The organism is Streptosporangium sp. NPDC006930, assembly GCF_040635605.1.
GTDB lineage: Bacteria > Actinomycetota > Actinomycetes > Streptosporangiales > Streptosporangiaceae > Streptosporangium.
On sequence record NZ_JBEYID010000005.1, the window covers coordinates 180,881 to 193,558 of the forward strand.

Here is a 12,678-nt window from a genome sequence, read left to right on the forward strand (position 1 = left end):
CGGCCCCGCGGAAGAGGCCGGGAGTCGTACGACGGGAACGGAGGTCACGAGCCCGCCCCTTCCTGGATGAACGCGGCCAGCTCGGCCGGGGTGGGATGGTCGAATACCGCGCGAACGTTGACCGCCCGGCCCGCGAGCTCCTCCAGCGGGGCGATCAGCCGTACGGCGAGCACCGAGTGCCCCCCGTTGAGGAAGAAGTTGTCGTGCTCACCGAGTCCCGGGCGGCGCAGTGCCTCCCGCCAGAGCCGCAGCACCCCCTCGGCGAGTTCCGAGCTCGCCGGGGCACGGGGGACGGACGGGGAGGCGTCCTCGGGGACGGTGAGCCCCCGATAGTCGATCTTGCCGTTGGCGGTCGTCGGGAACTCGCCGGCCAGGACGATCCCCGAGGGGACCGCGTAGTCCGGCAGCCGCGTCCCCGCGTACCTCCACAGCTCCTCCCGCAGCGCGGCCTCGGTCTCCCCGTCGGGCGGGTCCGTGGGCTGCACGAACGCCACCAGCCGGTCGTCGTGGACGATGACGGCCGCGACCTTGACGGCGTCGTGGTGGTGCAGCACCGCCTCGATCTCGCCCAGCTCGATGCGGTGTCCGCGCAGCTTGATCTGGCGGTCGTCGCGGCCGAGGAGTTCCAGGGTCGCGTCGTGCCTGAGCCTCGCCATGTCCCCTGTCCGGTAGAAACGTCCGTGGCGGGGATGTTCTCCGAACCGCTCGGCGGTCAGCTCCGGCCGGTTGACGTACCCGGCGCTCACCCCGTCGCCCGCCACGCACAGCTCGCCGGGTACGCCTGGCGGGGCCTCGCGTCCGTCGGCGTCCCTGACGAAGATCCGGGTGTTGGCGAGCGGCACCCCGATCGGCACCGGGTCGGCCGGGGGGCCGAGGATCTCGGCGGCGGTGGACCAGATGGTCGTCTCGGTCGGCCCGTAGACGTTGAACAACCGGCAGCCCAGGCCCAGCAGGTCCGTGGCGAGCGCGGCAGGCATGGGCTCTCCGCCGCAGAGCACGACGCGCCCGGCCAGTTCGTCGCGCGCCTCGGGGGCGATGAGCCGCCACGCCGTCGGGGTGGCCTGCACGACGCGTACGTCCCGCGCCGCGATGAGTTCCAGGAACCTGCGCGGCTGCAGCTGGTCGTCGTCGGAGGCGACGACCAGGGTGCCGCCGACGGTGAGCGGGAGCATCAGCTCCAGGGCCGAGATGTCGAAGGAGGTCGTGGTGGACCACAGCACCGCGTCGGCCGCGCCCGCCCCCAGCCGGTCGGCGAAGTCCAGGACGAGGTTGGCCAGGTTGCCGTGGGTGACGGCCACTCCCTTGGGCCTGCCGGTGGACCCCGAGGTGTAGATCACGTAGGCGATCGACTCCCCGGAGATCGTCGCGGAGACCTCGGCCGCGTCCAGCGGTCTTCGCGGCCCCTGATCCGCCTCGGCGCCGGAGGCGGGGGCCTGCGGCATGGGGAGCACGGGCGTCTCCCCCGCCCAGGGAGCCTCGGAGTCGGCGACGACCAGGCGGGCACCGCAGTCCTCCACCTGGTAGGCGAGGCGCAGCTCGGGCTGGCGCGGGTCCAGCGGCAGGTAGGCGGCTCCGGCCGCCCAGACGCCGAGCACGGCGGCGACCATCTCCGCCGAACGGCTCAGGCCGAGCGCCACGATGTCGCCGGGGCCCGCGCCGTACGCGACGAGGGTGTCCCGCACGGAGGCCGCCCAGCCGAGCAGCTCGCCGTAGGTGACCTCCCGGTCGCCGTCACGGATCGCCGTCCCGGTGCGGGTGATGATCCGCTCCAGCAGGGTGGCCGGTCCTTCCCAGGTCCGCGCGGTGTCGTTGAGCCGGTCGAGCAGTCGCCGGTCGTCCGCCGAGAGGGAGTCCAGCTCTCTCTGGGGCCGGTGCGCGTCCTCGGCGGCCCGCCGCAGCAGCGCGGTCATCCGCGCGACGAACGCGGCGATCTCGGCCTCGTCGTGGACCTCCGTGCTGTGCCAGACCCTGAGCGTGAGCCTGCCGGGCTCCTGCACCGCGATGCACTGCAGGTCCAGGCGGCTGCGGTCGAACAGGTCCTCGACGTACTCGGGGACGGAGCCCAGGATGCTCACCTGGTCGTCGGTCCACGGCCGGTAGTTGAACATGTGCCGGAACAGCGGCACCCTCCAGTCTCCGGTGCCGTGCCCGCGCTCGACCAGCACCGCCTCCACCGAGGCGTCCGCGTGTTCGACGCCCTCGAAGAAGACGTCCTCGACCCGTCTGACCAGGGCCGCGAAACCCTCCTCCGGATCGGCGCGCACCCGGATCGGCAGGGTGCTGACGCCGTAGCCGACATGGCCGCGCATCGTGGCCGTCCTGGTGGTGACCGGCATCGCGGCCACCAGTTCCGGACCGGCGCCGTGCGCGCGCAGGGTGAGCATGAAAGCGGCGGCGAGCACGATGTTGTCGGTGGTGCGCAGGCCGGTCCGCAGCGTGTCGAGCGCCCGGCGCGTGTCCGCGTCCACCTCCCAGGAGCAGGTGTGCCCGGCGAAGGTGGGCCGGGCGGGCGACGGCCTGCTGCCGGGGAGCACCATCGCGGCCGGGTCGACGTCCCTGAGCTTGTCGAGCCAGTAGTCCAGCGACTCCCGGGACGCCGCTTTCGGCTCCAGCATGGGCGCGGTGCCCGCGAGCGCGGCGGGGAGCGGTTCCTGGCTCGTCTGCGCGTCGTAGAAACCGCCCAGTTCCTCGACGAGGAACTGCATCGAGGTGGCGTCGATGACGATGTGGTGCGCGACCAGGCAGACCACGCTCCCGCCGCCGTCGGGCAGCGTGAAGTGCCCGGCCCGAAAGAGCAGGTCGCGGCCCAGGTCGAAGGGTTCGTCCAGGAAACCCTGGAGGTCGGCGACGAGCGTCTCCCGCGTGGTCTCGCCGTTCACCAGCTTGATCTGCGCGTCCTTCGGGGCGGTGAGATGCCGCACGGGTGCGCCGTCCACCTCGGGAAACCGCAGGCGCAGCGCCGGGTGCCGCTTGAGCAGCCGGTTCACCGCGATCTGCAGCGGGAGCCTGCGCAGCGGCTGCCGGGTCCTGAACGCCACCGCCAGGTTGGACACCCCGCTCGACCCGGCGAGTTGCTCCAGCACCCAGAACGAGTACGGGACCGCCTCGGGCCTGCGCAGTGGCTCCGCTGGCTCCGGCAGGCCCTCGGGGACCCGCGACGCGCTCTCGCGTTCCCGCGCCTCGGGAGCCGGTACGGGAACGGGTGTCACCTCGGCGGGGCGGTGCCCTCCGGGGACGGGCAGTCGCTGCAGGGGGTGGTCGGGGTCGAGCGCGACCCAGTCCACCGGACAGCCGAGGGTCCACAGCCGGGCGAGCGCCGTGAGCAGACCCCGGCGGTCGTCCCCACAGTGGATCGTCCCCTCGCCCGGCGGCCTCCCTGCCGTCCCCGCCGTACCGACCAGGAGGGACGGCGCGCCTCGCGCACCGCCGGCCTTCGGCCCTGCTGCCGGCTCGGACGAGGGCTCCGGCCCCGCGACCGGCTCAGGACGGGCCTCCACTTCGTGGAAGGCACGTCCCGACTCCTGCTCGGGCGCCGCGCCGGAGGCGGCCACCCGGGCGATCGCCTCGTCCAGTTCGAGCGTTCCCGAGAAGGCGGCGGCGGTGAGTTCTCCCACCCCCTCCCCCGTACACCCTCCGGGGGTGACACCCCAGCCGGTCAGGGTGGCCGCCAGGGAGTAGGTCACCGCGAACGTCACCGGGTCGTCGTCGCGCTCCCCGGCGAGCCAGGCGTCGCAGAGGTCGACGCCGTGCCGTTCGAAAGCCTCCAGGCAGACGTCCATCGTCTCGCTGAACAACCGCTCGATTCCGTACAGCGAGGCCCCCAGCCGACCGGCGCCGCTGGCGGGGAAGACGAACCTCACCCCCGCCCAGGCCGCATCGCGGGAAGGCGGCTCATGCCCGGCCGTTTCCTCGGCCGAGGCCCTCCGCGCGGCGGCGAGAGCGGCGGACGCCTCGGCGGGGGTGGTGGCGACGATCGCGCCCCGTACGGGATGCGGGGTGCGACCCCGCTGGAGGACGGCCACGGCGTCGGCGAACCGGTCGGGGGCGAGGGTGGCGAAGAATCCCGCCAGGCCTTCCCGTACGGCGTCGGCCTCCTGTCGGTGCCGTCCCGACCAGGCGACGACGCGGGGCCGACCGTCCGCGGGGAGGTGGACCGGCGGGAAGCCGTCCTTCACCGTCAGCGAATCACACGGACGCGCGGGCGGGCCGCCTGTCGGCGACCGGCCACCGGGCCCGCTGCGGGCGGGACCGGTGCCGGACCGGGAAGCGGTCATCGGGCCGGTCGCTGTGCCGGCGACCAGGGCGGTCACCGACACGGTCGCCGCGTCGGTGACCGTGTCGGCAGCCGAGCCGGTCGTCGTCTCGATCACGACGCGTACGAGGTCGCCGTCGAGGAGGGCGTCGTCCAGGCGCCTGAGCGCGATCGCGGTTCCCCGCTCCGCGACGGCGCCGAGACTCGGCCCCGAGACGGTGATCGCGAGGTCGCAGATTCCCAGGGCGAGGGCGAGGCAGGCGGCCTCGGCCGTGTCGTGGACGGCGAGCGCGCCCGGTGGGCGCGCGGGGTCGTGTCCGGCGTTCTCCATCGTGGCCTCGACGACCTCGATCGGGACGGGACCGGAAGAGAGCGGGGCACGCGGGCCCATACCGATCACCGCGATCGGCGCGGTCCTCGTCACCGAGACGCCCCGCCGTCCCTGCGGATACGGGCGCGCACGTCCCTGCGGCTGCCCCCCGTGGGGCGCGGGCGCGCGGGTTCGCTCCTGACGGGTTCCTGCGCGCCCGCGACGAGGCGACTCAGAGCCCGCACGTTCGGCCGGGCGAACATCGCGGTGACCGGGATCTCGATACCGAGCGCCCCGGTGATGTCCGCGTGCAGCTCGACCAGCGCCATCGAGTTGAGCCCGGCTTCGAAGAAGTTCTCGTCGGGGTCGACCGTCCGGCCCAGGCGGGCCTCGATCATCCCCGCGACCGTGTCGGCGGCCGACACCCGCTGCCCCGGGCGACCCGGTTGGCCTGGAGGCCGCCCCTCGTCCTCCTCGCGTTGCCGCTCCGCTCCCACCGGCCGACTGCCCTGGATCATCCGGCGCCTTTCGTTAAATTTGTCTGGTTCACCAGGCGAACCCTTTTCGGGCATGCCATGCACCGATCTTCTGACACCTATTCGGACACGACAAGAGCGTATTTTTCGGCTTTTTGGATCGCCGGACGCGTGGAAGACCCCGGAAACGCGTACGGCCACCGCCGGAGCGGTGGCCGTACGCGTTTCCGCGGATCAGGGAGGATCGGGTGGGGATCAGGTGGGGTTGGAGACCGCCGCCCCGATGGTGTGCACGCGCAGGGCGTTGGTGGAGCCGGCGGTGCCGGGAGGCGAACCGGCGACGATGACGACCTTGTCGCCCTTCTCCAGGCGGGAGTTGGCGAGCAGCGAGGCCTCCACCTGACGGACCATGTCGTCGGTGTGGTGGACGAACGGCACCTCGAAGGTCTCCACGCCCCAGGTCAGCGCGAGCTGGTTGCGGACGTGGCGGGCGGAGGTGAACGCGAGCAGCGGGATCGGCGAGCGGTAGCGGGCCAGACGGCGGGCCGTCTCACCGGACATGGTGAACGCCACCAGCGCCTTGGCGCCGACGATCGCCCCGACCTCCGCCGCGGCACGGGCGATCGCGCCACCGGTGGTCTCGGGCAGCCGGTCGAGGCTGTGCGTGGCCTGCAGGGAGCTCTTCTCCGCGGTCGTGGCGATGCGGCTCATCGTCTCGACGACCTCGATGGGGTAGTTGCCGACCGAGGTCTCCCCGGAGAGCATGACCGCGTCGGCGCCGTCCATGACGGCGTAGGCGACGTCGGAGGCCTCGGCGCGGGTGGGACGCGGAGAGGTGATCATCGATTCCAGCATCTGGGTGGCGACGATGACCGGGCGGGCCTTCTCGCGGCAGAGCTCGATGGCGCGCTTCTGGACGATGGGCACCTCCTCCAGCGGCAGCTCGACACCGAGGTCGCCGCGGGCGACCATGATGCCGTCGAAGGCCTCGATGATCTCCGGGAGCCGCTCCACGGCCTGCGGCTTCTCGATCTTGGCGAGCAGCGGGAGGCGGATGCCCTCCTGCTCCATGATGTTGCGCACCACGTCGGCGTCGGAGGGACGCCTGACGAAGGAGAGGGCGACCAGGTCGAAGCCGGTGCGCAGGGCCCAGCGCAGGTCGGTCTCGTCCTTGTCGGTCAGGACGGGGGCGCTGACGTTGACGCCCGGGAGGTTGAGGCCCTTGTTGTCGGAGATCATGCCGCCGATGATCACGCGGGTCGTGACGCGCTGGTCGTCGACCCGGGTCACCTCCAGCCGGACGCGGCCGTCGTCGACCAGGATGCTGTCGCCGGGGCTGACGTCCTTGGGAAGCCCCAGATAGGACGTGGAAACCTGGTTACGGTCGCCGGGGACCTCCTCGGTGGTGATCGTGAAGACGTCACCGAAGCCGAGGCGGACGGGACCTTCCTCGAACTTACCGACCCGGATCTTGGGGCCTTGGAGGTCGGCCAGCAGACCTACGCCACGCCCAAGCTCGGCGGCCGCCTCCCTCAACCTGTCGTAAACCTCCTTGTGCAGCTCGTGGCTGCCGTGGCTGAGGTTGAAACGGGCCACGTCCATCCCGGCCGCGATGAGTTCGCGGAGGCGTTCGGGAGATGAGGTGGCGGGGCCGAGAGTGCAGACGATTTTCGCGCGACGAGTCACGGATCCCACCCTAATTGGTACAGACCACTTGGTCGCGACGTTAGCCGTAGCGCCGGTGAAAAATTCGGTGACACAAAGCCACCTCGCATGAACGAGAGGTTACGAATCGCCCCTCGCGCTCACTCTTGAGGTCAGCCGTCACAGGAGTGAGGGGCACCCGCGAGCGCACCCCGAGCCTGGCCGGCCATCGGGACACCGGGCCGGTCATGGGCTTCTGAGCGGTCACCGCGCTTCCGCGTCGGTCACAGGAGTTTCGAGGGGGCACCGCGCTCGCGCCTCGGCAACGGAGGCTTCGGGCCCAGCACCGAAACTCCGGGCCGGCCGGCGGAATCCCTGGTCAGTCGCGGACGATCTCCTCCACGACCAGCCCGGCGCCGATGCCCAGCAGCCAGACGTCCTTGGCGACGGCGATGCCCTGCTGCGAGGGGCGCAGGCTGCCTTCCTCCCGCAGTCCCGGCGTCTTGAGGTAGAGGCCGAGCAACCCTCCGGCGAAGGCGGTCAGCGCGGCGCCCGCCAGCAGTGGCGGCACCACGGGGACCAGCAGGGCCGTACCGAGGGTGATCTCCGCCGTGGAGAGCAGTCTCGTGAACTTCACCGAGTCCATGTCCTTGAGGAACGGGTAGGTCCCGGAGGCCATCCCGTGTAATCCCTTCGCGCTCTCCTCCCCCGCGGATCTCTTGGTCAGTCCCGAATTCAGAATGATCAAACCGGCGGCGATCCGGGGCGGGAGCTGGTGCGGACGCGACAGGAATCTCATGTGAGTCCTTTCTGCGTGGAGAACCCGCCCTCAGGCGCGAGGAGGAAGCCGATGATCCTCACAGTGACGAGAGCGACGGGACGGAACCGGAGTCGTTCTCCTTCCCCCTTCCGTCCCCTTCACCCGTCTGTTGATCGTCTCTTTGCGAGCCCCGGACTGTGCCCGGGATGACACTTCCGCCGACGCCGAACCGCGAGACGACCGCCGTCCGCGTCCCGGCCCCTGGGTGAGGGGCCGGGACGGGGTGAGGGCGCCTTGGGCGCCGCGCCGTCCGGGAGCCGTCAGGGAGCGAGCGGCTCGGCCTTGGCGGCGTTCTCGGCGCTGATGAGGCCGCGGCCGTAGAAGCCGTTGCGCTTCTTGGGACCCTCGCACTTGTGGACCTCGTCCACGAACGCGAGGCCGATCTTGTAGGCGTATCCGCGCGGTGAGGGGCAGGCCTTCCTGGTGGCCGTGGAGTACAGCTGGCGCTGGACGTCCGCGGGGGGCATCGTGAGGCCGCCCTTGCCGGGTTTGCCGAACCGGCTGATCAGGATGGCGGCGACACCGGTGGCGTGCGGTGCGGCCATGGAGGTGCCGACGAGGTACTGGTAGTAGGCGCAGGTGCCGCCCTCGCACTCCCGGATGATCGAGTCGGACTTCGGCGTGCCGTCGGCGGTGATCTGTCCCTTGGCCTTGAGCGCGTTCTCCGGTGCGGCGGCCAGAATGCCCTTGGTGGGGTCGTACGTGCTGCTGCCGTCGAACTCGTCCCCGCCGGGGGCCGCCAGGTCGGCCTGCTCGACGCCGTAGTCGGAGTAGTACGCCTTGCGCCCGGTCGGGCCCACCGAGGTGACCGAGATCACGCCCTTGGACTCGGCCGGGACGTTGAGGCAGGAGTTGTCGACCTTGCGGGTGCGCTCGCTGTCCTTGGGGTAGTTGGGGCTGCTCTCGTCCTTGCCCGGCTTGCCGAGGTCGGTGGCGCCGTTGCCGATGGCGCTGATGAGGGTGACCCCGCGCTTGCGCGCGTAGTCGAGGGCGCGCTGCATGCCGGTGATGATGCCGCGCTGCTCCAGTTGCTCCGCCTTGGAGTCGGCCGGGTTGGCCTTGCAGTTGAACAGCCACGGGTCGACGTAGAAGCTCATGTTGACCACGTCGATCCCGGCGTCGGCGGCGTAGGTGAGCGCCTCGACGCTGGGCTTGAGGAAGAACAGGCCCGAGTCCTGACCGGCGCGCAGGTTCACCAGGGATACCTGGGGGGCCACCCCGGCGATGCCCAGGCCGTTGATCGGTGAGGCGATGGTGCTGGCCACGTGGGTGCCGTGGCCGTCGTCGTCCCAGTCCACCGGGTCCTTGCAGCTCTTGAACTCACAGGGGCCGTCGAGGGCGTTGCCGTTGGGGTCCTTGGGCCGGTCGGTCACGAAGTTGCGGCTCAGGGCGTGGTTGAAGTTGGGGGCGATGTCGGGGTGCTTGCCGTCGATGCCGGTGTCGATGACGCCGACCAGTACCCGCTTGTCACCGGGTTCGGTGGCGTAGGAGCCCTCCACGGTGGCGCCGATCATCTTCATGTCCCACTGCCGCCCGGCGAGCGGCTCCGGCGTGTCGGCGGAGCGGTGGGTGCCCGCCTGCCCGAGGGCTTCGGCGGAAGGGAAGGCGAGCGGGGCCCCCACGCTGGAGGCGGTCCGGGGAGCGGTCCCGGCGCTGTAGGTCCCGGGGGTGGCCCCGGTGCCGGAGGTCCCGGCTTCGGAGGCGGATCCGCCCGCGGAGGCCCCGGCCGCGGGTGCGGCGGGAATCGCACTGGCGATGCCGATCCTGCGGTCGGAGGAGACTCCCTCGACGGCGTCGCTGTCGGCCAGGCCTTCCACGAAACCCGCGCCGGGACCGTCCGCGAGGACGTAGCCGATCCTGGTGTCGGTCGACAGGACGGTGCCACCGCTCGCGTCGATCGCGTCGATCGCCCGGTCGCGGGCGCCGTCCGCGTAGAAGACCAGATACTCGCGGGTCTGGCCCGCGCCCGTCGTGGCCTCGCCGCCCAGGGCTCCCGCCGTGAGGGTCGCCGCCAGGGCGAGCGCCGTCGCCGCGCCCGTCAGGCTTTTGGTCCCGCGATTCATCTGAACTCCTTGAGTGTGGAGACTTGGTCCTTCAAGGCCGGGAGGAAACGGGACATGGCGCCGTAACGCTCATCGCCCGCCGCGCCTTCCGATAAGGTCCGGACGTGCGTACGGCGTACAAGGTGCGGGCCTACCCCACCCCCGAACAGGCGGCCATGTTGAACCGCACGTTCGGCTGCGTACGCGTGGTGTGGAACCGGACCCTGGCCTGGCGGCACGCCCGCTACCGCAGCGAGCGGGCCACGACGAACTTCATCCAGGCCAACGCCTACCTGACGGCGATGAAGGCGACCGACGAGCTGGCGTGGCTGAACGAGGTGTCGTCGGTTCCGCTGCAGCAGGCCATCCGCCACCAGCAGGTCGCCTTCACCAGCTTCTTCGCCGGACGCGCCCGATACCCGCGCTACAAGTCCCGCACCGCACGCCAGAGCGCCGAGTACACCCGCTCTGCCTTCCGCTACCGCGATGGGCGATTGTTCCTGGCGAAGCTGGACACCCCGCTCGACGTCGTGTGGTCCTGGCCGGACATCGACCCGGCGAGCATCGACCCGACCACGGTCACCGTCTCGCGCGAGGCGTGCGGGCGCTGGTACGCCTCCTTCGCCGTCGAGGTCAACGATCCGAAGCAGGCTCCGGCGACCGGCACGGCGGTGGGAGTGGACGTCGGCGTAAAAGACTTCGCCGTCACCTCCGACGGCGAGAAGATCGCCAACCCGCGTCACCTGGCCAAACGGGAACGCAACCTGGCCCGCTACCAGCGGCGCATGGCCCGCAAACAGCGCGGCAGCGCCAACCGGGCCAAGGCCAAGGCGAAGGTCGCCCGCGCGCACCGCAAGGTCCGCGCCTCCCGCACCGACTTCCTGCACCGCACCTCGACGCGCCTCGTCCGCGACCACGACGTGATCGTGATCGAAGACCTCGCCGTGAAGAACATGGTCCGCAACCGGTCCCTGGCCAAAGCGATCTCCGACTGCGGGTGGGGCACCTTCCGCCGCATGCTGGAGTACAAGACGGCCGAACACGGCCGCCACCTGATCGTGATCGACCGCTGGTATCCCAGCTCGAAGACCTGTTCGGCGTGCGGGCACCTGCTCGCCCGACTTTCCCTCGGCACCCGGACGTGGCAGTGCCCGTCCTGCGGCACCCGGCACGACCGGGACGTCAACGCCGCGAAGAACATCCTGGCGGCAGGTCTTGCCGTGTCTGCCTGCGGAGGTGACGTCAGACATTCCGGGTCCTCCCGGGTGCGGTCGCCGACGAAACAGGAACCCCGGCCCGCGAGGGCTGGAATCCCCGTCCTTCAGGGCGGGGAGTAGTCAACGATCCTCCGCACCTGACCCGATCAAGAAAATTTATCTTTCAGGCATATGTACGCCAAAGCAATTCGAAACCCCGCTCTGCGCATTTTTCCCTGAAGCAGTCGGTAAGACATCCGGAATGCCGAACTGTCGGGGGGTGCCGAAGACCAACCGTGGCCTGACCAAACCAGCGATGGAGCACATGAACCGGCCCTGACATGCATGAACCGGCCCGGGTACGCATGGATCAACCATGACATACCCAGACCGGTCATGACATGTCAGGCCAGCTTCCACTCAGACCAGCGGCCGCGCCGTCGGCGGGATCGCCACCGGAAGGGCCGTCTGGCCCGTGAGGTAGCGGTCGGCGGCCGAGGCCGCGGAGCGGCCCTCGGCGATCGCCCACACGATCAGCGACTGTCCGCGGCCCATGTCCCCGGCGACGAAGACGCCGTCGACCGAGGACATGTAGCCCTTGTCCCTCGCGACGTTGCCCCTGGCGTCGTAGAACTCGCCACCGGCGACCTCGGCGAGCTCTTCGAGCAGGCCCTTCTTCTCCGGGCCCACGAAGCCCATCGACAGCGTGACCAGCTCGGCCGGGATCTCCCTCTCGGAGCCGGGGACCGGCTTGAACCCGGCCGCGGGCCCCTCCACCTCGACCAGGCGCAGCGCCCTGACGTTGCCCTCGGCGTCGCCGACGAACTCGGTGGTGGAGACCGCGTAGACCCGGGCGCCGTCACCGTCGGCCAGCTCCTCGTGGGCGCTCTCCATCTTGAACAGGATGGGGAACGTGGGCCAGGGCTGGCTGCCGGGACGGTCCGCCGGAGGCTGGGGCATGATCTCCAGCTGGGTGACCGAGGCGGCCCCCTGGCGGATCGCGGTGCCGATGCAGTCGGCACCGGTGTCGCCGCCGCCGATCACGACGACGTGCTTGCCCTCGGCGCTGATCGGCGAGACCGGGAAGTCGCCCTCCTGGACCTTGTTGGAGGGCGGCAGGTACTCCATCGCCTGGTAGACGCCCTTCAGGTCGCGCCCGGCGACGGGCAGGTCCCGCCACTGGGTCGCGCCACCGGCCAGGACGATCGCGTCGAACTCCTCGCGCAGCCGCTCCGCCGTGATGTCCACGCCGACGTTGACGCCGGTACGGAACTCGGTCCCCTCGGCCCGCATCTGGTCGAGACGGCGGTCGATGTGCCGCTTCTCCATCTTGAACTCGGGGATGCCGTAGCGGAGCAGGCCACCGATCCGGTCGGCCCGCTCGAACACGACCACGTCGTGCCCGGCCCTGGTGAGCTGCTGGGCGGCGGCCAGGCCCGCGGGGCCCGAGCCGACGACCGCGACCCGCTTGCCGGTCTTCGAGGCGGCGGGCTGGGGGGTGACCCAGCCCTCGTCGAAGGCGCGGTCGATGATCTCGACCTCGACCCGCTTGATCGCGACCGGGTCGGAGTTGATGCCGAGCACACACGCCGCCTCACACGGAGCCGGGCACAGGCGTCCGGTGAACTCGGGGAAGTTGTTCGTGGCGTGCAGGCGCTCGATCGCCTCTTGCCAGTCGTCCCGGTAGACCAGGTCGTTCCACTCGGGGATCAGGTTGCCCAGCGGGCAGCCGTTGTGGCAGAACGGGATGCCGCAGTCCATGCACCGCGCGGCCTGCCTGGTCAGCGCGGGCTTGGGGAAGTCCTCGTAGACCTCGCGCCAGTCGCGGATGCGCACGTCCACCGGGCGGCGCGCCGGCAGCTCGCGTCCGTGAGCGAGGAAACCCTTGGGGTCAGCCATCGGTCGTACCTCCCTTATCCCTGAAAAGCCTGAAATGAC

7 protein-coding genes are annotated in these 12,678 nt (G+C 70.9%); 1 reads left to right on the top strand and 6 read right to left on the bottom strand.

Annotated elements, in window-relative coordinates:
* Positions 1-44: 44 nt before the first annotated feature.
* The 5 genes from ABZ664_RS11570 to ABZ664_RS11590 all read right to left on the bottom strand — a co-directional run bounded on the left by ABZ664_RS11570 (position 45) and on the right by ABZ664_RS11590 (position 9,565).
* On the bottom strand, positions 45-4,676 hold the full coding sequence (locus ABZ664_RS11570) for an amino acid adenylation domain-containing protein (RefSeq protein WP_362506760.1): 4,632 nt from the start codon (positions 4,674-4,676) through the stop codon (positions 45-47).
* Complete coding sequence (locus tag ABZ664_RS11575; protein ID WP_362506763.1) at positions 4,673-5,080, bottom strand: acyl carrier protein; 408 nt, start codon at positions 5,078-5,080, stop codon at positions 4,673-4,675. The genes ABZ664_RS11570 and ABZ664_RS11575 overlap by 4 nt, the downstream gene beginning before the upstream one ends.
* A gap of 213 nt (positions 5,081-5,293) precedes the next feature.
* A complete protein-coding gene (gene pyk, locus ABZ664_RS11580) occupies positions 5,294-6,724 on the bottom strand; it encodes a pyruvate kinase (RefSeq protein WP_362506766.1) in 1,431 nt (476 codons plus the stop codon).
* A gap of 337 nt (positions 6,725-7,061) precedes the next feature.
* Complete coding sequence (locus tag ABZ664_RS11585; protein ID WP_362506769.1) at positions 7,062-7,481, bottom strand: hypothetical protein; 420 nt, start codon at positions 7,479-7,481, stop codon at positions 7,062-7,064.
* Between the two features lie 281 nt (positions 7,482-7,762).
* Positions 7,763-9,565 carry a S8 family serine peptidase gene (locus ABZ664_RS11590; RefSeq protein ID WP_362506772.1) on the bottom strand — a complete coding sequence of 601 codons (1,803 nt, stop codon included), beginning with the start codon at positions 9,563-9,565 and terminating at the stop codon, positions 7,763-7,765.
* Between the two features lie 104 nt (positions 9,566-9,669).
* Here ABZ664_RS11590 and ABZ664_RS11595 point away from each other — a divergent pair, with 104 nt between their 5' ends.
* Positions 9,670-10,881, top strand: coding sequence for an RNA-guided endonuclease TnpB family protein (locus tag ABZ664_RS11595; RefSeq protein WP_362506774.1), 1,212 nt, complete (start codon positions 9,670-9,672; stop codon positions 10,879-10,881).
* Between the two features lie 279 nt (positions 10,882-11,160).
* Here ABZ664_RS11595 and ABZ664_RS11600 read toward each other — a convergent pair whose 3' ends face one another.
* Entirely contained in the window at positions 11,161-12,639 is a 1,479-nt protein-coding gene (locus ABZ664_RS11600) for a glutamate synthase subunit beta (RefSeq protein WP_362506777.1), read from the bottom strand.
* Positions 12,640-12,678: the final 39 nt, after the last annotated feature.

Coding starts and splice junctions, on each gene's coding strand:
- ABZ664_RS11575 (WP_362506763.1), bottom strand. CDS start 5,080: ATGATCCAGGGCAGTCGGCCGGTGGGAGCGGAGCGGCAACGCGAGGAG.
- ABZ664_RS11585 (WP_362506769.1), bottom strand. CDS start 7,481: ATGAGATTCCTGTCGCGTCCGCACCAGCTCCCGCCCCGGATCGCCGCC.
- ABZ664_RS11590 (WP_362506772.1), bottom strand. CDS start 9,565: ATGAATCGCGGGACCAAAAGCCTGACGGGCGCGGCGACGGCGCTCGCC.
- ABZ664_RS11600 (WP_362506777.1), bottom strand. CDS start 12,639: ATGGCTGACCCCAAGGGTTTCCTCGCTCACGGACGCGAGCTGCCGGCG.